This window comes from Mycetocola spongiae, from assembly GCF_020424085.1.
In the GTDB taxonomy this organism is placed as follows: Bacteria; Actinomycetota; Actinomycetes; order Actinomycetales; family Microbacteriaceae; genus Mycetocola; species Mycetocola spongiae.
Genome location: NZ_CP080203.1, coordinates 2,556,012 through 2,581,059 on the forward strand (window position 1 = coordinate 2,556,012; position 25,048 = coordinate 2,581,059).

A 25,048-nucleotide genomic window follows, 5' to 3' on the forward strand; every position below is an offset into this window, starting at 1 on the left:
GGACTATCGGAGCTTTATCCCAGGCCCCGAGCCACACATTCACTTTCCCGTGCGCGGGCCTTCACAAAAGGGGAAATATGGATCAGCCGGATCCCTTCGGTTTCATTGGATTGACCTACGACGACGTGATGCTCCTTCCCGGGCACACCGACGTCATTCCGAGTGAGGCGAAGACCGCCACCCGGTTGACCAAGCGCATCACGATGAACTCCCCGCTGCTGTCCTCGGCGATGGATACCGTGACCGAGGCCCGGATGGCCATCGCGATGGCCCGCCACGGCGGCATCGGTGTGCTTCACCGCAACCTCTCGATCGAGGACCAGGCCGCCTATGTGGATAAGGTCAAGCGCAGCGAATCGGGAATGATCACCAACCCCGTGACCACCGGCCCCGATGCCACCGTGGCCGAGGTCGACGCGATCTGTGGCGAGTTCCGGGTCTCGGGCCTGCCCGTGGTCACCGAGGACGGCACGCTGGTGGGTATCATCAGCAACCGCGATATGCGTTTTGTCCCCACCGCCGAGGTGGAGACCACCGCCGTTTCCGCCGTAATGACCCCGATGCCGCTGATCACCGGCCCCGTGGGCATCGCCCCCGAGGCGGCCCTCGCGCTCTTTGCCGAGCATAAGATCGAGAAGCTTCCGCTGGTGGACGAGGACGGCAAGCTGCGCGGCCTGATGACCGTGAAGGACTTCGAAAAATCCGAGCAGTATCCCGATGCCACCAAGGACGATGAGGGCCGCCTGCGGGTGGGTGCCGCAATCGGTTTCTTCGGCGATGCCTGGGAGCGCGCCTGCGCCCTGCGCGATGCCGGTGTGGACATGATCGTGGTGGACACCGCCAACGGCGATAGCGCCGGAGTGCTTGATATCATCCGCCGCCTCAAGGCCGACCCGAGCTTTAATAAGGTGGATATCGTGGGCGGAAACGTCGCGACCCGCTCCGGCGCCCAGGCGCTGATTGACGCCGGTGCCGACGCCATTAAGGTGGGCGTGGGCCCCGGCTCGATCTGCACCACCCGCGTGGTGGCCGGCGTGGGTGTTCCCCAGGTCACCGCCGTCTACGAGGCCTCGCTGGCCGCGCGCGAGGCCGGGGTTCCGGTGATCGCCGATGGTGGGTTGCAGTACTCGGGTGATATCGCCAAGGCCCTCGTGGCCGGCGCCGATACCGTGATGCTGGGCTCGCTCCTCGCCGGATGTACCGAGAGCCCGGGCGACCTGGTCTTTGTTAACGGCAAGCAGTTTAAGAAGTATCGCGGCATGGGCTCGCTCGGCGCGCTGCAGACCCGCGGCAAAAAGACGTCCTATTCCAAGGACCGCTATTTCCAGTCCGATGTGCCCAGCGATGACCAGCTCATCGCCGAGGGCATCGAGGGTCAGGTGCCCTTCCGCGGCCCGCTCGCGGCCGTGGCCTATCAGCTGATCGGTGGCCTGCGCCAGTCGATGTTCTATGTGGGCGCACGCACGATTGCCGAGCTTAAGCAGAACGGCAAGTTTGTGCGGATCACCGCGGCGGGCCTCAAGGAGAGCCACCCGCACGATATCCAGATGGTTGTAGAAGCCCCCAATTATCGCGGATAGTCTCCGCTCATCGGGCCCGGTCACCGCGAGGTGGCCGGGCCCTTTTCTGTCCCCGGGCCCGGGGCGGTATCCGGCAGGCGCAGCACCGAGTGCAGCGCCTCGCGGTTTGTCGGGAATTCGCGGGTGCCGGCCAGTAGATCCAGCTCATCGAGCCGCGCGCGCAGCCCCGGTCGCATGCGCGAATAGGCGAAGGAGATGCCGCGCCGGGTGAGCCGGTCCCGGGCCCCGCGCAGCGCATCGGCCCCGGTGATATCGATATCGGTCACCGCCTCCAGGTCAAGGATGACCGCATGGATGGGCGGGACGGCCCCGTCCAGGCCCTCCGTGAGTCGCGAGGCCAGCAATCCGCCATTCGCAAAAAAGATCGGGGCGGCGAAGCGCAGGACCCGCACCCCGGGGGCGGTCTGCTCCCCGGGACCCACGCCGTCCAGGAGGGACACGGTGGGATCGGTGGAGCCCAGGAGAATATCGATCGGGGGCGCCGCCGCGCGCCGGGCAAGCGCGATCAGCGACAGAATAAATGCCACGCCGAGCCCACCAAGCGGGCCGAGGGTCAGCACCCCCAGGACACAGGCGAGGGCAATCACCCATTCGCCGCGCGAGCGCCGCCAGAGCCGGAAAAACTCGGTATAGCCGAGTAGCCGGAATACGGCGATCGCCACCACCGCCCCGATTGCGGGCGCGGGGATCACCGCGAGGAGCCCGGTGCCGCACAGTAGCAATACGGTGGTGCCGGCGGCGAGTACCAGGCTGGGCAGTTGTGTGCGGGTCCCGAGCTGGTCCATGGCCGCGCTGCGCGAGGTTGAGGAGCCCACCGAGAAGGAGGCGGAGACCCCCGCGGCGAGATTCGCGGCGCCAAATGCGAGCAGGTCCCGATTGGGCGAGACCGTCTCGCCGTTCTTTTCCGCATAGGAGCGCGAGAGCAGCAGGCCCTCCGCCATGGTCACCAGGGTCAGGGCCGCGGCCGAGGGTAATAGCGAGAGCCAGGCGGCCCAGGGAACCAGGGGGATCTCCAGCACGGGCGGGCCCGCGGGAACCTCCCCCAGCACGGCAACTCCGTGTGCGGCCAGGCCCCAGACCTGCACCGCGGCACCGGCGAGGACCAGGACCACGAGGGCCCAGGGGACCCGCGGGGCAAAACGACGCCCCAGGATCAGGACCGCAAGACAGCCCCCGCCGATCAGCAGCGACCAGCCGTGGGTCTGTCCCAGGGAGCCCAGGAGGGTGAGGACGCCGCGGGCAAAGCCGGCGTTGTGTTCCAGCGGAATCCCCAGCATCTTTGCGATCTGGGAGAGCAGAATCTCGAGGGCCAGCCCGGAGATGAACCCGATCAGGATCGGGGCCGAGAGAAACGTGGCCAAAAACCCCAGCCGGAAGATCGCCGCCAGGGCGAAGAGTAGCCCGCTGAGCAGGGCCTGGGCCGCCGCCATCACCGGGAGGTTATCGCCCGCGATGCCGAGCCCCGCGAGCGAGGAAAAGACCAGGGCCGCCGAGGCGGCATCGGGCGAGGCGACCACGTGTTTGGAGGAGGCCAGAAATGCGTAAATCAGGGTGGGGACGATCAGCGCATAGAGCCCGGCCGAGGCGGGGAGCCCGGCGATCTGGGCATATCCGATATTCAGCGGCACCGAGATCGCGAGTAGCGTGATCCCCGCCGTGATCTCGCCGAATAGGGTTGTGCGACCCAGCCCACTCCACGGAAGTCTCATGACCGTCCACCTTTCGCCCGGCATCCAGTGTGTCGCCCGCGGCGGCCGATACCGAGCCTTCCGGAGAGAAGTCATCAGTTGCACATGAGATATTTGGAGAAATAGCGCCAGCTAACGAGTGTTCGCAATACACTGCCGTTATGGAAGGAAGTGACGTCGAAACCTGGGCCGAGGCCCCCTGGTTTTTGACCGTGCCGCCGCAGCCGCGACCAGGCATCGCGGCGCGTCCCCGGGTGAGTGACCTCCTGGATCACGCGAGCGCCACATACTCCCCGCTGCTGCTGTGTGCCCCCTCCGGCTATGGCAAAACCACGGCGCTCGCCGACTGGGCACGGCGGCATCCGCGGCCCGTGGCCTGGATCACCCTGACCGAGTTTGATCGCAGCCCCGGCCGGGTACTCACCGCGATCCTCAGCGCACTCCAGCGCGTATGGGAGGAGGGCGATCCCGCCGCGCCGCTGCCCCGCGCCGAGAGCACCGAGGCGGCCTTCGACCGGCTAGTGGAGGCCCTGCGCTCGCGGCGCATACCGCTGACCCTGGTGATCGACGAGGCCCATCGGGCCGAGAGCGAGGAGGCGCGGGCACTGCTGCGCGCCCTCGCGTACTCCGCCGGACCCGCGCTGCGCCTGGTCCTCGCCGGCACCGGCGGGCTGGAAAAAACCTTTAACCGGGCCCTGATCGCGGGCGATGCCCGGGTCCTCGACGGGGAGGACCTGCGCCTGCACGCCGAGGAGATCGCCGCAACCGCCCGGGAGCGGGAGCGCCCGCTCCCGGAGACGCGGGTGCGGGAGCTGGCCGAGCTGACCGGGGGATGGCCCGTGGCCGTGGACCTCGCGCTGCGCGCGGATAACCCGCTCCCGGCCGGGGTCACGGATGCCGAACCGGCCCTGAACCCACTGCTGACCGATTTTATTTCCGAGAGCATCCTCGGCTCCCTGCGCCCCGACCTCGCGGAGTTCATCCGCCGCGCCACCACGTGTTCACGCGTGGGCGACGGCCTGGCCGCCGCGCTCACCGGGCGCAGCGATGCGGCCGCGCTACTGGACGAGTGTGTGCGGCAGGGGCTCTTCCTCTCGCGATTCCTCGGCGAGGACGGCGAGTGTGTCTACCGCTGGCACGATATTTTTGCCCGCCACTGCCGCCTCGCGCTGGGACGGGACAACCCCGAGCTGTTGCGCGCGCTGAATAGCACGGCCGCGCTCCAGCTGGCGCAGCGTTTCCCCACCGAGGCCATCCGGCATGCCCTGCGCGCGGGGGATACCGAGCATGCGGTGGAGATCATCCGGGGGTCCTGGATGCGCCTGGTCAGCGAGTCCGATGCCTCGGCGCTGAACCAGTGTTGCCTCGCGCTCCCGGCCCCCTGGGATAGCGATCCCGAAATCCTCCTGATCCGGGCGTGCTGCCTGGAATCGCTGGGGGATACCCCCGGCTCGCTCACCCTCGCGGCGCGCGCCCGCGCGCTCTTTGTGGAGCGCGACGGTGGCGAGCCCGACCCGGAGCGCCGGGCCCCAGGATCCTCGGCACCGGATCTGCCCGATCCGATCCTGTCCCGGGCCGCGGCCACGCGTGCCGGGGCGGAACTGCTGCTGGCCAATGACCGGGACACGCTGCTCGGGGCCGCCGATCGGATGCGTGCGCTGATGGCCTCCGCGGATTCCGCGGCCGGCCCCAGCGCCTACTCCCTGTTTTTGCTCGGCCGTGCGGAGCTGCGCCTGCGCCGCAACCCGGGGGATGCCGTGCGCCTCCTCCGCTCCGCCGGGGCGGAGGCCCGCGCCTCCGGGCTGAAACTGCTGGATCGACGAATCTCGGGCAACCTGATATTTGCGCTGAGTTTTGGCGGACATTTTGCCGCGGCCGGCGCATTAATTGGCTCGCTGCGGGCGGATACGGTGCCCGATCCGGGCGCCGGACTCGACGGGGAAATCACCGTATTTGCCGAGGGATTTATCGATTTTTGGCAGAATAATCTGCCCGCGGCGCGCGAGCGTTTTTCGGAGATACTGGGCCGCAGCACGGAGCGGACCTCCTATCCCGCCCTCGCCCGGATCTACGCGGTGCTGACCGCGGCCGCCTCGGGCGATGCCCGCGATATCGCCGAATCCGCGCGCCATCTTTCGGGAATTTCCGATACCGAGGCCTACGGGGTGCCGTGGCCGGTCTATCGCCGCATTGCGGAGGCCGAGCTGCGCGCAGCCGAGGGGGACCTGCGCGCCGCATGTGCGGTCTTACGCGAGACGGATGCCTCCCCTCACGTACCCGTGACCCGGGTGCTTGCCGCGGAGATTTATCGCCGCGCCGGGGACCCCACATCGGCACTGCGCGCACTGGGCGAGATCTCCGTGGGCGCGAGCGCGTCCTATATCGCCGCGAGTGCGCTGGTTACCTCCGCGTTGATTCGCCGGGAACGCGGCGAGACCGCGGCCGCCCATAAACTCCTGGAACGGGCCCTGGACCGGGGAGCGCCCGAGAACGTGCTGCGGCCCTTTGCCGCCGCGGGAGACCTCGCCGCGTTCCTCGATGATCACGCCGCCTGGGGCAGCGCCCACGAGGAGTTTCTTGCCACCCGCCTCGTGCCCTCCGAGGTGGGCCGGGCCGGTGCGCGGCTCTCCCCGCGCGAGCGCGATGTTTTTGGTTATCTGCGCACCACGATGACGGCCGAGGAAATCGCGCGCACCCTGCACGTATCGGTGAATACGGTGCGCACCCATCAGCGGTCGATCTATCTGAAGCTCGGGGTGGGCACGCGCCGCGAGGCGATTCGCTTCCGGCTCTAGGTCATCATCTCTGGATGAATCTACCCGGGGAAGTCTTGTGGCGACCTCCCCGGGGCGCGAGGCTGGGGGCATCGGAGCTAAAAGCTTGCGATGCCCTTGCCCAGCACAACAAACGCGAAGACCAACAGGAGCGTGGCCATGACCGTGGCGTTATTGTGGACCAGCCAGACGCGCAGCGTGTCCAGCGTTCCCGCGAGCCGGGCGCCCAGTACCAGGTATAACAACACCGGTACGGCGATGGTGAGCGAGGCGAGCAGCGCCAGAATCAGCAGCGTCACGACCAGCGAACCCGTGGCCATCCCGGCCGCTCCCACGATCAGCCCGGCCGAGGCCGCGAGTACCAGGTTTTTGGGGTTCAGCGCCGAGAGCGCCAGGCCCAGGCCCAGGGCGGCCGGTGCGTGCAGCCTATCGATCGAGGACATCCAGCCCGGCAGCGGGGCATCCTCGCCGGGGGCGGGGCGGCCGCGCCAGCGGCGGATGGCCAGGAAGAGCAGGCCCGCCGCGAGCAGGATCTTAATCGTGCCGATGATCGGCTGCGGGCCGGGCTCGCCCGACTCGGGGAGGATCGAGGCGAGCAGGCTGAACGCGGTTAGCGCGATCGCGATGCCCAGGAACCAGCCGATCAAAAAGGCCGGCGCGGTGGATCGCGCGCGCGGCGAGAGCAGCATCAGGATGGCGGCGATGATCGGGACCGGGCTCAGTGCCACACCGATCATGAGGGGGAGTGAATCTCCGAGTGCGGGACCCATTATGGGTTCTCCTTTGGCTGAGGGTCGATCGGGGCCCGGTTGGACCCCGTGGAATCAGCCTCACGCTAGCGCCGACGGGGCAGATGCGTCGAGAAAATTTAATAAAACTCATTCATCGTTTATGAGCATTGGAGAGGCAGTATGAGCGCAATACGGGTAACCGTGGAAAACTTTATTCGGGCGGAGAGCAACCGCATGTTTGCGGGCCTCCTGGCCGATACCGGGGGAGTGGGGCGGTGGAAGCACTATCGGGTTCCCGCCGATCTGAGCAAACAGGTGGTGATCCGCCTGAACCGAGACACGCTCTATAGCGTCGCGGTGGTGGATGTCTCGGCGGGCGCGGTACTGAGTGTGCCCGATGCCGGTGACCGCTATCTCTCGGTGGCGCTGATCACCCAGGACCACTATATTCCGCGTGTGATCCACGCTCCGGGAACCTATCGGCTCTCGGCCGAGGAACTGGGCACGGATTTTGTGGCCATCGCGGTGCGGATTCTTGTGGATCCCACGGACCCGGCCGATGTGGAGGCCGTGAACCGGCTGCAGGACGAGCTGAGCGTGAACGCGGCGGCGTCCCGGCCGTTTATCCTGCCCGATTATGAGCCCGCGTCCCTGGACGCCACCCGCAACGCTCTGCTGGAACTCTCGCGCGGCCTGGAGGGATTCTCGGGGGCCTTTGGGGCGGCCACGGAGGTAGAGCCGATCCGGCATCTGCTGGGTGCCGCATCGGGTTGGGGCGGGCTGCCCGAGACCGAGGCCTATTATCAAAACGTGGATCTTGGCCTGCCCGAGGGGGAATATGAGCTGCGGATCGCGGATGTCCCGGTGGATGCCTTCTGGTCGGTATCCCTCTATAACGCCGAGGGGTTTTTTGTGCCCACCGAGCACGGCCTGAACACGGTGAATAGCATCACGGCGGAGCGTAATGCCGATGGCTCGGCCACCGTGAACTTCGGCACGGGGGACTTCTCCCGGCCCAATTATCTGAGCATCATGCCGGGCTGGAACTTCCTGGTGCGCTATTACCGTCCGCGCCCCGAGGTCCTGGACCATAGCTGGGCGCTGCCGCCCGTGACCGCCCTGCAGACCGAGGGAGAGAAGCGATGACCGCCGATCCCTATCTGTACTATTACCCGCTCGTGGAGAACCTGCGTCAGGTGCGCCGGTATCTGACCACGGGAATCGGCTCCAATCCGGCGGCCGCGGCCAATACGTTCTCCCATGCGCGCAAGCTCGCGGGCCCGGAGGATACCTTTGTCACCATTAATAACGACACGATCTATTCGATGGCGCAGCTGGACCTCTCGGGAGGCCCCGTGCGCCTCGAGGTACCGGATACCGGGGATCGTTATTATGTGCTGCAATTTGTGGACGCCTGGACCAATAACATCGCCTATGTGGGAACGCGGGCCACGGGGAACCGCGCGGGAAGCTTCCTGATTGTCCCGCCCGGCTGGGAGGGCGAGACGCGGCTCCCGCTGATCCGCTCCTCCACCGCGGTGCTCTCGATCGTGGGGCGCTTCGCCTGCACCGGCCCCGAGGATGTGGCGGCCGTGGCGGCCGTGCAGGACGCCACGCTCCTGATCCCGGTGAATCCCGATGCGGCGCTCGCCGGGATCCCCGAGGCCCCGGCCGCGGAGTCCTCGGCGGCGGAGGAGTTCTGGGCGCAGGCGGAGTCCTGGTCGCGCGCGTTTATACCGCCGGTCGAGGAGGCCGGGCTGATCGCTGAGCTGAGTCCCCTCTGGGATGCGGGCCCGGATGAGCGGGAGCGCGCCTATAGCGAGGGGATCGCGAAGCTCGAACGGGAGTGCCTCGCGGGTACTGCCCCGGTCTATAACGGCTGGACCGTGGGCCTGCATCTTTTTGACTATAACCTCTACGCGCTGGGCCTGGGCACGGTGGACGAGCCGCGCTGGAAGAATACCGATCCGGAGCAGCGCATCGTGGATCGGGCGGTGGCCTGCCGCCTGGGGCTCTGGGGCAACCACGCCTATGAGGCCGTATATGCGCAGGCCTTCACGGATATCGAGGGTGCCCCGCTGAGCGGGGAGAAGACGTATCGGATTATATTTGCGGAGCGGCCGCCGGTGGGGGCATTCTGGTCGATCACGCTCTACGATATTCCGCGCTATTACCTGGTAGATAACCCGATCGATCGCTATTCAATCGGGGATCGCACGGCCGGTATTTCCTATCGGGAGGACGGATCGCTGCGGATCACGCTGGCCCACGACGAGCCGCGCGATGCGGAGGAACGCGCCAATTGGTTGCCCACCCCGGGGGAGGCATTCCGCCTGGTATTGCGGCTGTATGTGCCGGGGGAGGCGATCCTGAACGAGACCTATACCTATCCGGAGATCCACGCGGTTTAGGCCGGTATTCACCACAACGGGGCCTCGCCGAATGGCGAGGCCCCGTTGTGGTGCAAGGGAGGTTTTGACGCCCCGCCGTTTCCCCAAGCCGTGGGCCCGGGAGAGAAGCCTCGGCCCCGGCGCGCTAGTGCGCGCCGGGGCCGAGGCGTGGGGCGGGTTAGCCGCGTGCCGCCTGGCGACGGGCACGCATCAGCACGCCGCCGAGGAGCAGGACCAGGGCGAGACCGGCGAGCGGCAGGGCTCCCTCGGCTCCGGTGCCGGCCAGGCCGTCCTTCACGACCGGGGCGGCCGGGGCCGGGGTACCCGTCGTGGTGGACCCGGCGCCGGGCTGCGCCGTCGCGGTGACGGAATCGCCCGGGGTGCCGGTCGGGGCGCCCGAGGGAGTATCGCCCGGGGTACCCGTGGGGTTACCGGTCGGGTTATCCGTGGGGTTCTCGGTGGGGTTCCCGGTGGGGTTGTCCGTGGGGTTCCCTGTGGGGTTGTCCGTCGGGTTTCCGGTCGGGTTGTCCGTGGGGTTCCCTGTGGGGTTGTCCGTCGGGTTTCCGGTCGGGTTATCCGTGGGGTTCCCTGTGGGGTTGTCCGTCGGGTTCCCGGTGGGGTTATCCGTGGGGTTCTCTGTCGGGGTGGTGTCCCGAGCGCTGAACGTCACGGTCGTCTCCACGCGGGGAGCCGCGGCGAAGTTATCATCCCCCGAATAGGTGGCTCTCAGCAGAAGGCTGCGCGGTTCTTTATCCGGGGCCGAACCCTCGTCCACGGCGATGGTATATTGCGCCTGGCCCGCGAGGAGCTGGACCGTGGTCTGAGCTCCCGCAAGGTCAAATACAACGTTTCCGGTGGGCAGAATGTCACCCACGCCGGGAATCACCACGGTCACGACGGCCGTGTCTCCAAAGAAATAGGAGCTCTTATCGGCCGAGATCAGCGCCGCGCTGCTTGCCTTGTCCACCGTGAGGGTGAACGGGGTGCTGGTGCGAGCCGCGGAGTCCGCGCTGCCCAGATAGTCCACGGTGATCTCCTGCTCACCCGCCGCGGAGGGGGTGGTCGCGAGGGTCGCGATCCCGTTATTAAGATCCACGGGATCGCCCACCGGGACGCCATCCACGTTCAACTGAACCTGTCCGGTCACGGGCTCGGGGCCCGCGAGTGCGCTAAAGCGGGCAAACGGCGTGCCTGCAATATTTACCTCGGGAGCGTTCTCGCCCGCGGAGACCAGAACGGTAAAGCGGGCGGTCGCGCCGAGGCGCACCGATTCCTGCATCGGGAGCACGGTGACCGTGGTTGCGGTGGCCGCCACCACGAGGTCGGCGGGCTCGCCGACTGCGGCGTTGACCCTGTCATTACCGGCATACTCGGCGTGGATGCTGTGTGTGCCACCGCGCAGTGCGCCGGTGTTCACCGTGGCGGTTCCGGTGCCTGCGGTGACCGTCAGATCGGCGCCACCCAGCTCGGTGCCGGTGGAATCGCGCAGGATCACACGACCGTTCGGCGAGGCCACACCCGGCTCGGTCACGGCCACCGTGACCGTATAGTCCACGGAGTCGCCGGAGACCGGAGTCGCTGTGGCGGGGGTCGCGGTGATCGTGGCCGAGGCATTGCCGGGGATATACCTCACCGCGTTCGCGGTGGAGCCCGAGATCAGCGGCGTGCCCTCATAGCGGGCGCCAAAGAGAAGGACCCGGGTATCGGCCAGGGCCTCGGCCGGAATGGCCAGGGTCGCGGTGGACACAGCGCTGCCATCGGTCGCGGGCACCAGGTTTACGCTATGAAAATCGCCGTTTACGGTGAAGGTGACCTCACCGGTGGGCACAGATTCCTCGGCCCGAACCGTGGCGATCAGGGACAGGGGCTCGCCCACCACGGAGTGAGTTTTATCCAGGCCGAGCAGGATGCTGCTCGTGGGCTTAAAGGCGATGATTCCCAGATCCGCGCCGATGGAGCCGCGGAACGCGGTATTCGAATTAGCCGGAATAAACTGGGCGTAATAGAGCGTGCCGGTGGCGTCGGTAACGCTCGGCGCGGGCACCGTGAAGTCCACGGGGGAGCCGCTGTAATCGGCCGTAGAAACCTGGGTGGAGCTGCCGCCCACGCGCTTCATGAGGATGATCTTGCCCGCACCCACGGCGCCCGCGGCGGGGGCCTTCGCGGATACCTGTGCGGTGAGGACTCGGTCCACCCCGATCGGTGCCCGGGCGCGCTCGGTGGTCAGTGTGGTGACGGTATCGGCCGTCTGCACGGTGAACCGGGAGATTGAGGACTGCGAGGCCGCAAAGGTGCTATCGGCCGGAACATAGCTCACCCGCACCTCGTGCGCCGCGGCGCGGCGCGGCATTCCGTCCAGGGTTGTATTGACCACGCCTGTTCCGTCGACCGCAACCGCCTTAACGGCGGTGCCGTTCAGCGAAATCGTGGCGGTGCCGCGCGGCACCCTCCGCTCGCCGGCGGGAATATTGGTGTTGTTATTGGCCACCCGGACGGTGAGGTTCACGGGCTGTCCGGATACCACCGAGCCGGGGATATCCGTGATCGTGGTGGTGGTGGGATCGGTCACCTGAAAGGAGATCACGACGCTTCCGGGAGCACCCGGGGTTGCCGCTGAAAGCGTTCGCTCGCTCAGATAGTTGCGATCCACCGATGCCGAGATGCCGGATCCTCCGCCGCCACCCGGTGCGCCATCCTGTGCCGTGGGGCGCTGATACTTGGTATCTCCGCCCGCTCCGCCGCGGCCGCTCTCGTTACCGCCTCCGCCTCCTCCGCCTCCACCGGAGAGGGCGGCAGCCCGGATGGGGCCCGCGGCTTTTTCGCCCGCGACGCCATAGAAGAGCTTCGAGCCGGCGACCCCGCCCGCGCCCGCACCCGCACAGGCGGGGTCTCCGGGAGCACCCGCACCCTGGTTGGATCCGCCGTTTCCACCCGCACACGCGAGGGGGCCGTTGGTCAACGCGGTAGCACCGCCACCCGCGCCGCCTCCGCCGGCCGCGATGGCCATGATGCTACCGAGGGGGAATCCTCTATATTCGAGTGAACTCGCGCCTCCGCCGCCCGCGCCCTGGCCGGCCGCGGCCGTCGCGCCGGTGCCGGCGACGCCGCTGCCGCCGGCACCGGGCGCGTTACCGGCTCCCCGGCCGGCCGCCCCGGAGGTGGCACCCCGGGTGCCGACGGTGGCGATATAAACCTCGCCCGCCTTCACCCGGAGGTTGCCGGTGAGGAGTGTGCCGGCGCCGCCCTGGGCGCTTGCGGTATCGCCGCCGGAGGCCCCGGCCACCTTGATAAACGCGCTGGTCACGTTGTCGGGAACCGTCCATCTCGCGTTATTCGCAAGCGTCACCGTCTGTATCTCGGGCTCGCTCGGGGCGGCAAACGCGGGGGAGCCGGCGGCAATAAGGCCGGTCGCGCACAGCGCGAGGGCCGTGGTGAGCGCCCCGATCTTTCGGGTAAGGCGCGCGGGTCGCGGGGGCGACGCGTGGCGGGGTTGCTGCATGGGAATGCCTTTCACAAGAATTTTGGGGGAGGATTATCCCCGCCCGGGGGCAGGGATATCCAGTCCCGAGGGTAGGGTGAGAGGCGTCCCCGAGGCATCGGTAGAAAATACGTAAATCGCGTGGAAGTGCGGATTTCCCGGGTAGCCCGGGAGGGAGTACGCTCAAACGCGACGAATCATCGCGATTTAGTCCCGTGTTCCCTCCCCCGTAGAGATAGCCATGCCCGCACCCTCCCCCCGACCCTGGCCGGTCCTATTCCGCGCGGCCGAACTGGCGGCGATAATCGCCGCCAGTTCCGCGACGGAGGAATCCGTCGCGCCCGGAGGCGTCCTCCTGCTCGGGGTGCCCGGTATCGGGGCGACCACCCTCGCCCGCGCGGCATTGGCCCGGCTGGTGGCGCAGGGGCGCATCGGATATACCCACGACGGCGAGGAGGGGGCGCTCTGCGCCTGGCTGGGCGAGGACGGCCCCGCCGAGGGCGCCCCGGTGCTCCTGATCGATCATCCCCGCACGCTCTCCGGGGATCTTGTCACGCGCGTGGCCCGGCGCGTGCGCGCCGGAAGCCTCACCCTCCTCCTCACCGCGCATCACGGTGCCGCGCTGCCCGCGCCGCTGCTCGCCCTCGTGCGCGCGGACCTCCTGGCCCGGCACGAGGTGCATGGCCTGGACCTGGAGACCGTGCTGGCCGTGCTGAGTGCCGCCCTGGGAGACCTGCCCGCCCAGCAGACCGCCTATCGGCTGCACCATCTCACCGCGGGACATCCCCTCTATCTGCGCGAGCTCACCCGGGCACTGCTTGAGAACGGTGACCTGGCGCGCGACCGGTATTCCTGGGTGTGGACAGCCCCGCTGCTGCCCGATCGCCGCGTATCCGACGCGGTACGCATGGACCTCGAACCGCTTAGCGCAGAGGAACGGCAGCTTCTGGACGTGCTCTCGCTCGCCGGAATAATCCCGCCGGATCTGCTGGCCGGCGTGGTGCCGGATGCAGCTCTCGGGGCGCTGATCGACCGCGGTTTTGTGCGCACGGATACCGAGGGTGCGGCCCTCACCCATCCCCTCCACGGCGAGGTACTGCGGGGTCTGGTTTATCCCGCGCGCCGCCGCGAACTCCTCGCCCGGATTCCGCCGGGGCGGGGCCCGGAGACCCCCGCGGCGCTTTACCGCCGGGTGGACTGGATGATCCAGGGCGGCCTCCAGCCCGACCCCGCGCTTCTCCTGCACGCCGCGCACGCCGCCGATGCCCTGCAAAGACCCGAGCTTGCGATCACGCTGTGTGACCGGATCATCGGGCATTCAATGCGCTCGGAGCCGGACCTCGCCGCGGCGCTGATCCTGCGTGCCGCGATGCGCCGCGAACGCGGAGATACCCACGCCGCACGCGCCGATGTCCGGCGCGCCGAGAGCGTCCTGGTGGGGTGTGCACCCGGCGGGGAACGGGCGCTGCTGGAGGCGCACCTCGCGGTGGTCACCGCGGATCTCCTGCCCCCGGCCGGCGCGGGCCCGCAGCGCGCGAGCGCCCCGATACTCGCGGCCCTCGCCGCGCTCCCCGCGGGAGGCGGCCCGGACTATGAGCGTGCCCGGCTCCGTCTGGGCACCGAGCTACTGCTGCGGATGCCCCCGGCCGGCCGTGGGGTCGAGGCGATCACACCCCTCCGGGAATGGCTCTCGGGGCCGGCCGGGCGGGATGCCGGAAGCGTGGTTTTGATCCCCGCGCTTGCCCTGGGGCTCGCGCTGGATGGCCGGCTGACCGAGGCGCTTACGCTCTCCACCGCCGCGCTCGCCGCGATCGATCGCGGGCCCACCGAGCATCACTGGTTACGCACCGAGTTAATCACCGCGCGGTTCTGGGCCTGCCTCTGGCTCGGGGACCCCGTGCGGGCACGACAGATCTATTCCGCGAGTGAGCATGCCGGCCATCATTTTGATGGGGGACTGGAGCAGGCCGGCATCGCCCATATCAGCGCGGCCTATGGCAGCTGGACCAATGCGCTGGGCAGCTATCGCGGGGCGCTCTCCCATCTTGCGGTGACCGATCCGCTGGGTTCCCGGGCGATGACCTGGGCGGGCTATGCGCTGGCGCTCGCGATGTCCGGCGATCTGCCCGGGGCGCGGGCCGCCCGCGATCGCTCCCGCGCGGAATCCGCCACGTCCCGGCACTCGGTCGCGAGCGAGAGCGCGTTTAAGCTGCTGCTGGTGGATCGTGCCCTCGGCGAGCCGCAGTTTGCGGCGCGCGTGCGCCGGTTCCTGGCCGCCCATTCGGATTCCCGCGTGGCCGAGGTGCGTGGCCGATATCTGCTGGTGCTCGCCACCGCGGGGGCCGAGCGCGAGCGGGCCCGCGCGGAGCTGGCCGAGGCCGGGGCGGGGATGGACGGCGCGTTCCCGGCGGCGCTGCTCGCGCATGCCGATGCGCTGGTGCGGGCGGACCACCGGGCCGCGGGACTGGCCGAGGCCGAGCTTAATCGCCTGGGCCTCTGGGTCCCGGCGGCGGCCCGCGGACCGCTCCTCACCGCCCGGCAGTATGAGATTGCCGGGCAGGCGGCCGCGGGCTATAGCAGCGCGGAGATCGCCGAGCGCTTCCATCTCTCGGTGCGCACGGTGGATACGCACCTGGGGCATGTTTTCACGCGGCTCGGAATCTCCCGCCGCGCGGAACTATCCGCTGTGCTGGGTTCGGCGGGTGGGCGGGGCCCGGCCGCGGGCGGACCCTAGCCCGCGAGCGAGAGGCGGCCGGTATCGGCCGAGACATCGAGGCGGCGCTCCTCGCGCGCCTCGGCGATCATGTCGGCCGTGATGACGGGCATGATCAGCGTCGGTGCAAGCTCCACATATTCAGCCTCGGCCTCAAAGGACTCGCTATTAAACTCGGAGCCGGCGAAGGAGGTCTGGGCCGCGAGGGCCTCGCTGCGGCGGCGACGCAGCGAACGCGCGAGGCCAAAGACGGCGTGGGCGCCGATCAGGATCCAGATGCCGTTAACCACGGCCGAGGGCCACGCGCCATTGGTGGCAGCGCTGATCAGGAGCAGGCCCGCGCCCACCACATTGGCGATCTGAAAGAACATCGATTCCGGGCCGAGTTTTCCCGCACTGAGTAGCCCGTATGCAAGCACGGTGCATACGGCACCGATCCAGCCGGCGGCCACAACGAGGGCGGAAATCTCCACGGCAATACTCTTTCAACAACGCTCCGGAACGCCCGGTGAGGGCAGCGGAAAATGGGTGGGTGAGCATTCATTCTGAAACACTTAATCAATTAGCGCAAATAACGAATTCTGATCCGCCTACTAAGCTGAGCTTATGATGGAAATCGACCCCAAGCGGCTCGCCTTTTTGCTCGCCGTGGCCCGCAACGGAAGCATCCTCGCGGCCGCCGATGCGCTGCATCTCACCCCCTCCGCTGTATCCCAGCAGGTGAGCGCACTCGAGCGCGAACAGGGCGTCCTGCTCCTGGATCGCGGGCCGCGCGGCGTGACCCTGACCCCCGGTGGACGCATCCTCGTGGAGACCGCCGAATCCATCGAGCGGGAGCTGATCGAGGCCCGCTCGCGCCTGGTGGAAACCCAGGAGGACGTGACCGGTACCGTGGCCATCGGCGCTTTCCAGACCGTGATCTCCGGCCTGCTCGCCCCGCGCCTGGCCGAGCTACACGCCGAGCTGCCGGGAATCTCGATCACGCTGCGCGATGGCACCACCGCGCGCCTGCCGCGGATGCTGCGCACCGCCGAGGTGGACCTGATCATCCTGGACCGCGAACTGGACGATAGCACCCCGCCACATACCGCCGATGTGCCCTTCCTGGATGAGCCCTGGCGGCTGGTGGCGCCGCAGGGCACCACCGCCGAGCTGGGCCCGGCCGAGATCGCCAAGCTGCCCTGGCTGGGGGTCGCCAGCGTGGGGGCCTCGGTGCGCGCGGTGGAGCGCGCCCGCGCGAGCCTCGGGGTGAGCACCCCGCCCGTGCACGGCTATGACGATTTTCAGACGGCACTCGCGCTTGTGGCCGCGGGCCAGGGCATCACGCTGCTGCCCGATCTGGTATTGCAGCAGGGATTGCCCGAGGGGGTAGTGGTGATCGACCGGCCCGGGCTTGGCTCGCGACACCTCACGATCCGGCATCGCGCAACCCGACGCGAGCCCTCGGGGGCCACCGAGGCCGTGATTGGCGCGCTGGGCAGGCTCGTGCGCGAGGCCGAACCCGGCGAATATCTCTAGGCGGAATCCCGGAATTGGTGTGCTCACGCTAAGGTTATCGGGTGAGCAATGAAATTGAGATCGGTGTCGGTAAGAGCGCCCGTGGCGTATTTGGCTTTGACGATGTGGCCATCGTCCCCGATCGGCGCACCCGCGATCACCGCGACGTCTCCGTGAACTGGGAGATTGACGCCTTCACGTTTGAGACCCCGTTTATCGCGGCCCCCATGGACTCCGTGGTTTCCCCGGCCTCCGCGATCGCGATCGGCAAGCTCGGTGGCCTCGGTGTGCTGGACCTCGAGGGCCTCTGGACCCGCTATGAGAACCCCGAGCCGCTGCTCGCCGAGATCCGCGACCTGTCCGCCGCCGCCGCGACCGCGCGCATGCAGCAGATCTATGCCGAGCCGATTAAGCCCGAGCTGGTGACCGCCCGCCTCGCCGAGATCCGCGCCGCCGGTGTCACCGTGGCCGGTGCCCTCTCGCCCCAGCGCACCCAGGAGCTGTCCGATACCGTGGTGGCCGCCGGCGTGGATATCTTTGTGATCCGCGGCACCACCGTCTCCGCCGAGCACGTCTCGCGCGAGCAGGAGCCCCTGAACCTGAAGAAGTTCATCTATGAGCTTGATGTCCCGGTGATCGTGGGTGGCGCCGCCACCTATACCACCGCCCTGCACCTCATGCGCACCGGTGCCGCCGGTGTGCTGGTGGGCTTTGGTGGCGGTGCCGCCTCCACCACCCGCGCGAGCCTCGGCATCCACGCTCCCATGGCCACGGCCGTGGCCGATGTTGCCGGTGCCCGCCGCGACTATATGGTCGAATCGGGTGGCCGCTATGTGCAGGTCATCGCCGATGGTGGGCTGGGTTCCGCGGGAGATATCGTCAAGGCGATTGCCTGCGGTGCCGATGCCGTGATGCTGGGCACCACGCTCGCCCGCGCCACCGATGCCCCCGGCGGAGGTTTCCACTGGGGAGCCGAGGCCTATCACCCCCAGGTTCCGCGCGGCAACCGCGTGGAGGTGGGCCAGGTGGGTTCGATGGAGGAGATCTTCCACGGTCCCGCCACGAGCACCGATGGCAGCGCCAACCTCGTGGGTGCCCTGCGCCGCGCGATGGCCACCACGGGCTATTCGGATCTGCGCGAGTTCCAGCGTGCGCCGCTGGTGACCCGTCGCAGCATGTAGTTTTTCCCTGGCGCGGGGCCCGGTGATCCACAGGATCGCCGGGCCCCGCGTTTTTATGCGCTCGGCAATATCGTCACATACCTATTGTGTTCGGATGCTTCTGGCTAAGCTCGAAGCAGCGAAGAATGGGAGTGACAATGGCCACGCAGAAATCCAAGAACGCAACGAATAAAACGGCTTCATCCGCGGCGGGTGAATCCCGCGCCGGGGAGCCGCGTCGGCAGGGCCTGGGCCCGCAGCAGCGCGCCGAGGCGATCGCCGCCCTCAAGGATAAAGAGCTCGATATCCTCGTGGTGGGTGGCGGAATTGTGGGGGCCGGGGCCGCACTGGATTCCGTGACCCGGGGCCTGAGCACGGGCATCCTGGAGGCCCGGGACTGGGCCAGCGGAACGTCGAGCCGCTCCTCGAAGCTTGTCCACGGCGGGATCCGCTATCTGGAGCAGCTCGATTTCCGGCTCGTCCGGGAGGCCCTGATCGAGCGTGGTCTCCTGCTGCAACGCCTCGCCCCGCACCTGGTAAAACCGGTGCGTTTTTTATATCCGCTGAACCGTCCGGTATTTGAGCGCCTCTATATCGGTGCGGGCATGCTGCTCTACGATATTTTCAGCTATACCGGCGGCCGCCCGCCCGGGGTTCCGCACCACCGCCACCTCACCCGCCGCCAGGTTCAGCGCGCGATTCCCTCGCTGCGCGATAGGGCCTTTGTGGGTGGCCTCACCTATTACGATGCGCAGGTGGACGATGCCCGCTATGTGGCCTCGGCCGTGCGCACCGCCGCGAGCTATGGCGCGCATGCCGCGAGCCGCGTGCGCGTGGAGGGCTTCCTGAAGGTGGGCCAGCGCGTGGTGGGGGTCAAGGCGCATGACCTGGAGACCGGCGAGCACTTTGAGGTGCGCGCCAAGCAGGTGGTTAACGCCACGGGTGTCTGGACCGATGACACCCAGGCGCTGGTGGGTGAGCGCGGGCAGTTCCGGGTACGGGCCTCCAAGGGCATCCACCTCGTGGTGCCGCGCGACCGCTTCCAGTCCACGATGGGCCTGCTGCTGCGCACCGAGAAGAGCGTGCTTTTTGTGATTCCGTGGGGCCGGCACTGGCTGATCGGCACCACCGATACCGATTGGGACCTGGATAAGGCCCATCCCGCAGCCACCTCGGCCGATATCGACTATCTGCTGGAGCACGTGAACTCGATCCTCGCGGTGCCGCTCACGCGCGATGACGTGGAGGGCGTATATGCGGGCCTGCGCCCGCTGCTCGCGGGAGAGAGCGATCAGACCTCCAAGCTCTCGCGCGAGCATATCGTGACGCATTCGGTCCCGGGCCTGGTGGTGGTGGCCGGCGGTAAGTGGACCACATACCGAATCATGGCCAAGGACGCGATTGACGCGGCGGTGGATGCCCTCGACGGCAAGATCCCGAAGTCCACGACCGAGGAGATTTCGCTGGTGGGTGCCGAGGGCTATCAGGCGGCATGGAATAAGCGCGCCAAGATCGCCCGGGCCTTTAACGTCCATCCGGCGCGCATCGAGCACCTGCTGAACCGCTATGGCACGCTGGCCAATGAGGTGTTGGATCTGATCCGCGAGCGCCCCGAGCTGGGCGAGCCGCTGCCCGGCGCCGATGACTATCTGGGGGCCGAGGTGGTATATGCCGCGAGCCACGAGGGTGCCCTGCACCTGGACGATGTCCTGGCCCGGCGCACCCGCATCTCGATCGAGGCCTGGGATCGCGGCGTCTCGGCGGCCCCGGTGGCCGCGGAGCTGCTGGGCGAGACCCTGGGCTGGGATCGCGCCCGCATCGATCGGGAGGTCGCGCTCTATCTGGCGCGGGTCGAGGCCGAGCGGGCCTCGCAGGAGCAGCCCGATGACGTCTCGGCCGACAGGGTGCGCCTCGAGGCCCCCGAGATTCACGACGCCTAGGGCAACATAAAATGGCCCCGGTTCCGGGTGGAACCGGGGCCATCTTTGCGGGGTTTTAGTCCGCGGACATCCGAATCACGGATTTGATATTGCGCCCGGATTCCATGGCCTCAAAGGCCTCCTCCCAGTCCTCGATGGCGTATTCTCCGCCGATTACCGAGGCCGGATCGAGGCGGCCCGAGGCAAAGAGCCCCAGCACGCGCTCCCATGTATTCCAGCTATGCGAGAACGAGCCATAGAGCGTTACGGCCTTGGCCACCAGCGGGTCCAGGCTGAAGCCCAGCGGCTGCGGGCCCCACCCGATCTTCGCGATCGAGCCAAAGGGCCGCACCAGGTCCAGGCCCTGCTTCAGCGCGATGCTCACCCCCGTGGCATCCACCACGACATCCGCGCCGAGCCCGTCGCCGAGGGTGCGCAGCAGCTCGGCCGGATCCTCGGCCTGCACGTTCACCACGTGATCGGCGCCGGCCTCGCGGGCCTTGGCCAGGCGCAGGGTATCGCCATTGGTTCCGAGCACCACGATGGTGCCGGCCCCGCGCAGCCGCGCGATCTGGAGGGCCAGCGCGCCGATGGCGCCGAAGCCCTGGATCACCACCAGGTCCCCCGGGTTGATCTGCGCGCGCTCGACCAGCGCGTTATAGGCCACCGCAAAGGGCTCGGTCATGGCCGCCTCGGCAAAACCCACGCCCTCCGGGATGCGGTGCAGGACGCGCGGCTCGGCCACGAGGAGTTCGCCAAATGCGCCATCGCGCAGGTTGCCAAAGCCCTCGCGGTGCGGGCACAGGTTATAGCGGCCCGTGCGGCACAGTGCACACTCCCCGCAGATCGAGGCCGCGGTCTCGCAGACCACCCGATCGCCCACGGCCCAGCCGGTCACGCCCTCGCCCACCGCGGCAATAACGCCGGCCGATTCGTGGCCCATGATCACGGGGGTGGCCACCTCCCAGCTCTGGTTATTCCGCCACATGTGCACATCCGAGCCGCAGACGCCCACGGCCCGGGCGGCGAGCAGCACGGTGCCGGGCAGCAGCTCGGGTTCCGGAACATCGCGCACCTCGATATCGCCGTCGTTCAGCCCGTATTTGATGATTGCCCTCATCGGTTCTGTCCCTTCTCCAGGTTCGGTTTATCCAGCGAGCGCTCTCCCGCGGCGGCGCGTGCGCGCTCGTGGTTTTCCACGTGCAGTGCGGTGGAGCCGCCAAAATAGCGATCGCGGGCCTCGCGCAGGAATTCCACCGAGGCGCGCATCTCGTGCATTCCGTTCACGCCGTCCTCTACGCTGATCCAGCCGTCATAGCCCGCACCCACCAGGGTGTTAAAGATCCGGTCATAATCGTTGAGGCCCTCGCCGATCACGCCGTGTTGCAGATCGGGGGAATAGCCGATTGTGCCGTCGCTGCCGCGCAGCGATTCGAGGGTCGCGCCGGGGGCGAGGCGGCGGTCGGAGGCCTGCATGGTGACCACCCGATCGATCACCAACTCCAGGAAATCGGCGGAGTTGGTGCCCGCGGTGATGGCATTGGAGGGATCAAATTGCACGCCAAAATGGGTGCGGTCCTCGATGCGGTCCAGCAGCGCGAGGAAGACCTCGGGGCGCTGGGCAAATTCGGGATAGGCCCAGAAGCCGTCCTTATAGTGATTTTCCAGCCCGAGCGTGATGTCGAGCTCGTGGGCGAGGGGGAGCAGCTCCTGGATGGCCTCGGTGGCCCAGTCCAGTCCCTGTTCCACGGAGACACCGGGGTGGCGCTGGCCGGAGAGTACCCGGGTGCTGGACCCGGCCCCGCCCAGCTGGTGGGTGACCAGCATGATATCGCGCTGCAGATCCAGCTCGCGCTTGCGCACCTCGGGATCGGGGTGGGTGAAATCGGGGGAGGAGCACATCATCGGCATCTCAAAATCGGCCGCGGCGAGGGCATCGCCCACGGCCTCCACGAAGCCCGCGGGGCGGTCCCAGAAGAAGCGGGAATAGAGCTCCAGCCCCTCGATGGGGAGGGTTCGGGCGAGTGTGATCCACTCGAAGACCGTCATGGTTTTATCTGTGGCGATGGCTTCCATCTCGCCCTTGGGGAACACGCTAATTCGCACCCGCGGCACTTCCTTATCGTCGTTGATTCGGGGGTATGCGTCATAAGTATGACCTATATGACTAGGCCCACGCTAGCGCGTCGGGAAGCCTCCCCGCAATACTTCTTCTTATAAGTATGATTAACTTGCTGTGATCCACATATCGCCCCGGGACGCATCGTCGCCTCCCCGGCCCGAAAGGAACCCCATGACCACATTTTTGCCCGCCCCGCTCGCCGCGTGGGCGGCCGACCTGCTCCGCTCCTGGGGGTACTCGCGCGAGGACGCCGAGTTCATCGCCGATACCCTGGTGGAGGCCAATCTGCGCGGCACCGATTCCCACGGCGTGATCCGCCTTCCCGCCTATGCCCGCCGGGTGGACGCGGGGCTGATCGACCCGAAGGCAGTGCCGCTGCTGGAGCGCCGCGGCTCGGTGATCCGCGTGGCCGGTAACCTCGCCGCCGGGCAGATCGCCGCGCGCGATGCCGCCGCCGCGGTCCTCGACGCGGCCCGGGAAAACGGAATCGCCACCGCCGTGGTGCGCGGTAGCGCCCATTTTGGGACCGCCGGATATTATGCGCGCTGGCTCGCCGAGCGCGGTGCCGTGGCCATCGTGGTCTCCAATTCCGAACCCATCGTGGTGCCCTTTGGTGGGCGCGACGCCCTGTTTGGAACCAACCCGTTTGCCTTTGCCGTGCCCACCTCGGGCGCGCCCCTGAGCCTGGACATGGCCACCAGCACCAGCGCGATGGGCCGGGTGCTCCTGGCCGAGAGCCTCGGCGAGACGATCCCGGATACCTGGGGCGTGGATGCCGAGGGCCGGCCCACCACCGATCCCGCCGCGGTGCGCGCACTGCTGCCCTTTGCCGGACCCAAGGGTTATGGCATGGGTTTCCTCGTCGAGGCACTTGGTGGCGCGCTGAGCGGGGCCGCGATGGCCTCCGGAATCGGTGCAATGTACGATAATTTTGAGCGGCCGCAGGATGTTGGGCACGCGCTGATCGCGCTGAATATCGAGCACTTCCTGCCGCGCGAGGAATTCCTCGCGCGCATGGATACCCTCGTGGCCGAGGCCCATGCCGCGCGGCCGGCCGAGGGCTTTTCCGAGGTCCTGGTCCCGGGAGAGCCCGAGGAGCGCACGCGCGCGGCCCGCGCCGCCGCGGGGATCACGATTGGCCCCGAGACCGTCGCGGAACTGACCGCGCTCGGCGAGGCCCACGGCGTGCCGTTCCGCGTGCTCGGCGATGCCCGATGAAGCTGCTCTATCCCGATATCCTGCCCGCACCCGATACCCCGTATGCGGATATCGTTATATACGACGTGACCCGGCCGATTCCCGCGGAACACGAGGATGCCGAGGCCCTCGTGGCCTGGGGCCTCTCCGCGGAGCTGCTGCGGGACGCCGCCCTCAGGCTGGGGCGGCTGCGCTGGGTGCAGACCCTCGCGGCGGGCCCGGACTCGGTGCTCGCCGCGGGCTTTGGGCCCGGGGTGCAGATCACGTCGGGGCAGTCCCTGCACGATGCGACCGTGGCCGAACACGCCCTGGCCCTCTCGCTCGCGGCGGTGCGCTCCCTGCCGGAGCTGCTGCGCGCCCAGATCGGGCACCGCTGGGCGCAGGAGCGTGGGGGAACGGAGCAGGCCGACCACGGGGCGCGCCTGCACACCCTGCGCGATGCCCGCGTGCTGATCTGGGGCTTTGGCGGCATCGCCCGCACGCTCGCCCCGCTGCTGAGCGGGCTCGGGGCCGAGGTGCGCGGTATCGCCCGCTCGCCGCGGATCGTGGATGGCTATCCCGTGCACGCGGTGGGGGAGATCGCCGGGCTGCTGCCCGATACGGATCTGCTGATCATGATCCTGCCCTCGGGAGAACGGACGAACCGGGTGCTCTCGGCCGAGCTGCTGGCCGCGCTTCCCGCGCATGCGTGGCTGGTCAACGTGGGGCGCGGCTCCACCGTGGACGAGGATGCGTTGCTTTCAGCACTGCGCTCGGGCGCATTGGCCGGGGCGGCACTGGATGTCACCCAGATCGAGCCGCTGCCCGTGGACTCGGCCCTCTGGGACCTGCCCAATGTGCTGATCACGCCGCATTCGGCGGGGGGCCGGCCCCTCGGGGCGGAGGCCCTGGTCGCGGAAAACCTTCGGCTATTCACCGAGAATCTGCCGCTTCGTAATCGCGTCGCTCGCTAGGCCCACTCGGACCTGTCGATATCATCTAAAGGATCACCATTCGTGATCGTTTCACAGCGAGGAGTTCGCATGAAGGCCCCCGGAGAACGTACCCCGCAATCGGCGGAGGCTCGCCGTCATAGCCGCATGGGCAGCGGGCTCTATGCGCATGTCGTGGAGACCCTCGGCCAGGAAATCGTGGACGGGCGGCTCGCGGTGGGGGAGCTGATCTATGCCGAGAGCCTGAGCGAGCGCTTTGGTATTTCGCGCTCGGTTGTCCGCGAGAGCGTGCGCACGCTGTCCTCGATGGGCCTGTTGGAGGCTCGGCCGCAGGTGGGCACGCGGGTGCTGGCCATCGAAAACTGGGACCTCTTAAACCCGCAGATCATCGCCTGGCGTGGCCGCGGGCGGCATGCGGCCACGCAGCAGCGCGAGCTGCTCGAGGTGCGGCTCGGGGTGGAGCCGGTTGCGGCCAGGTTGGCGGCCGAGCGGATGAGCGATGACGCCGCGCAGGCCCTGCTCACCGCCGCACTGCAGATGCGCACCGCCCAGGAGACCGATGATGGCACGCTGTTTTTTGATGCCGATGCGCTATTTCACCGCCTGCTCCTGGAGGGCGCAGGAAACCGCGTGATGGAGCAATTCGCGGGGACCATCGGCGCGGTGCTGCACAGCCGCACCCATCTGGCCGAGACGCGGCTCGTGAAGGCCGCCGTGGATCTGCACGTGGATCTTGCGCAGGCGCTGGTGGATCGGGATGCCGACCGCGCCGATCGCCTCTCCACCCAGCTGGTCGCCCAGACCCTGGACGAGCTCGCGGGCCAGGGGGCCTAGCCGAGCTGGCGCCCCGCGCGGTGGGGGCAACAC

The 25,048-nt window shown here is 68.1% G+C and carries 17 protein-coding genes; 11 read left to right on the forward strand and 6 right to left on the reverse strand.

Annotated elements, in window-relative coordinates; genetic code table 11:
• The first annotated feature begins 77 nt into the window (after positions 1-77).
• The gene (gene guaB / locus KXZ72_RS11785) at positions 78-1,580 is read left to right on the forward strand and encodes an IMP dehydrogenase (RefSeq protein ID WP_226081123.1); all 1,503 of its coding nucleotides are present in this window, start codon (positions 78-80) and stop codon (positions 1,578-1,580) included.
• Between the two features lie 20 nt (positions 1,581-1,600).
• Here guaB and KXZ72_RS11790 read toward each other — a convergent pair whose 3' ends face one another.
• Entirely contained in the window at positions 1,601-3,289 is a 1,689-nt protein-coding gene (locus KXZ72_RS11790) for a SulP family inorganic anion transporter (RefSeq protein WP_226081124.1), read from the reverse strand.
• 140 nt (positions 3,290-3,429) lie between these two features.
• Between KXZ72_RS11790 and KXZ72_RS11795 the strand changes: the two genes are divergently transcribed.
• Complete coding sequence (locus tag KXZ72_RS11795; RefSeq protein WP_226081125.1) at positions 3,430-6,063, forward strand: AAA family ATPase; 2,634 nt, start codon at positions 3,430-3,432, stop codon at positions 6,061-6,063.
• Positions 6,064-6,140: 77 nt separating this feature from the next.
• On the opposite strand, the gene KXZ72_RS11800 is transcribed toward KXZ72_RS11795, so the two are convergent.
• The gene (locus KXZ72_RS11800; RefSeq protein ID WP_226081126.1) at positions 6,141-6,812 is read right to left on the reverse strand and encodes a GAP family protein; all 672 of its coding nucleotides are present in this window, start codon (positions 6,810-6,812) and stop codon (positions 6,141-6,143) included.
• 141 nt (positions 6,813-6,953) lie between these two features.
• Here KXZ72_RS11800 and KXZ72_RS11805 point away from each other — a divergent pair, with 141 nt between their 5' ends.
• Both KXZ72_RS11805 and KXZ72_RS11810 read left to right on the forward strand, forming a co-directional pair.
• Positions 6,954-7,919 (forward strand): DUF1254 domain-containing protein, encoded by a 966-nt coding sequence (locus tag KXZ72_RS11805; RefSeq protein WP_226081127.1) that lies wholly within the window; start codon positions 6,954-6,956, stop codon positions 7,917-7,919.
• Positions 7,916-9,184 (forward strand): DUF1254 domain-containing protein, encoded by a 1,269-nt coding sequence (locus tag KXZ72_RS11810; protein ID WP_226081128.1) that lies wholly within the window; start codon positions 7,916-7,918, stop codon positions 9,182-9,184. Before KXZ72_RS11805 ends, KXZ72_RS11810 begins: the two co-directional genes overlap by 4 nt.
• Positions 9,185-9,341: 157 nt before the next feature.
• On the opposite strand, the gene KXZ72_RS11815 is transcribed toward KXZ72_RS11810, so the two are convergent.
• Positions 9,342-12,662 carry an Ig-like domain repeat protein gene (locus KXZ72_RS11815; RefSeq protein ID WP_226081129.1) on the reverse strand — a complete coding sequence of 1,107 codons (3,321 nt, stop codon included), beginning with the start codon at positions 12,660-12,662 and terminating at the stop codon, positions 9,342-9,344.
• 220 nt (positions 12,663-12,882) lie between these two features.
• Here KXZ72_RS11815 and KXZ72_RS11820 point away from each other — a divergent pair, with 220 nt between their 5' ends.
• Positions 12,883-15,375, forward strand: coding sequence for a helix-turn-helix domain-containing protein (locus KXZ72_RS11820; protein WP_226081130.1), 2,493 nt, complete (start codon positions 12,883-12,885; stop codon positions 15,373-15,375).
• On the opposite strand, the gene KXZ72_RS11825 is transcribed toward KXZ72_RS11820, so the two are convergent.
• Positions 15,372-15,827: a CBU_0592 family membrane protein gene (locus KXZ72_RS11825; protein ID WP_226081131.1), complete on the reverse strand. Its 456-nt coding sequence runs from the start codon at positions 15,825-15,827 to the stop codon at positions 15,372-15,374. The genes KXZ72_RS11820 and KXZ72_RS11825 overlap by 4 nt on opposite strands.
• Before the next feature lie 133 nt (positions 15,828-15,960).
• On the opposite strand from KXZ72_RS11825, the gene KXZ72_RS11830 reads away from it, so the two are divergent.
• The 3 genes from KXZ72_RS11830 to KXZ72_RS11840 all read left to right on the forward strand — a co-directional run bounded on the left by KXZ72_RS11830 (position 15,961) and on the right by KXZ72_RS11840 (position 19,951).
• Positions 15,961-16,872: a LysR family transcriptional regulator gene (locus KXZ72_RS11830; protein ID WP_226081132.1), complete on the forward strand. Its 912-nt coding sequence runs from the start codon at positions 15,961-15,963 to the stop codon at positions 16,870-16,872.
• Between the two features lie 41 nt (positions 16,873-16,913).
• Positions 16,914-18,032, forward strand: a complete 1,119-nt coding sequence (locus KXZ72_RS11835; RefSeq protein ID WP_226081133.1) for a GuaB3 family IMP dehydrogenase-related protein — start codon at positions 16,914-16,916, stop codon at positions 18,030-18,032.
• A 137-nt stretch (positions 18,033-18,169) separates the two neighbouring features.
• The gene (locus KXZ72_RS11840; protein WP_226081134.1) at positions 18,170-19,951 is read left to right on the forward strand and encodes a glycerol-3-phosphate dehydrogenase/oxidase; all 1,782 of its coding nucleotides are present in this window, start codon (positions 18,170-18,172) and stop codon (positions 19,949-19,951) included.
• A 55-nt stretch (positions 19,952-20,006) separates the two neighbouring features.
• Here KXZ72_RS11840 and KXZ72_RS11845 read toward each other — a convergent pair whose 3' ends face one another.
• A complete protein-coding gene (locus KXZ72_RS11845; protein ID WP_226081135.1) occupies positions 20,007-21,050 on the reverse strand; it encodes a zinc-dependent alcohol dehydrogenase in 1,044 nt (347 codons plus the stop codon).
• Positions 21,047-22,036 (reverse strand): sugar phosphate isomerase/epimerase family protein, encoded by a 990-nt coding sequence (locus KXZ72_RS11850; RefSeq protein WP_226081136.1) that lies wholly within the window; start codon positions 22,034-22,036, stop codon positions 21,047-21,049. Before KXZ72_RS11850 ends, KXZ72_RS11845 begins: the two co-directional genes overlap by 4 nt.
• 187 nt (positions 22,037-22,223) lie before the next feature.
• Between KXZ72_RS11850 and KXZ72_RS11855 the strand changes: the two genes are divergently transcribed.
• From KXZ72_RS11855 to KXZ72_RS11865, 3 genes are all read left to right on the forward strand, one after another.
• The gene (locus KXZ72_RS11855) at positions 22,224-23,270 is read left to right on the forward strand and encodes an Ldh family oxidoreductase (RefSeq protein ID WP_226081137.1); all 1,047 of its coding nucleotides are present in this window, start codon (positions 22,224-22,226) and stop codon (positions 23,268-23,270) included.
• Complete coding sequence (locus KXZ72_RS11860; RefSeq protein ID WP_226081138.1) at positions 23,267-24,202, forward strand: NAD(P)-dependent oxidoreductase; 936 nt, start codon at positions 23,267-23,269, stop codon at positions 24,200-24,202. Before KXZ72_RS11855 ends, KXZ72_RS11860 begins: the two co-directional genes overlap by 4 nt.
• Before the next feature lie 69 nt (positions 24,203-24,271).
• A complete protein-coding gene (locus KXZ72_RS11865) occupies positions 24,272-25,015 on the forward strand; it encodes a FadR/GntR family transcriptional regulator (RefSeq protein ID WP_226081139.1) in 744 nt (247 codons plus the stop codon).
• Positions 25,016-25,048: the final 33 nt, after the last annotated feature.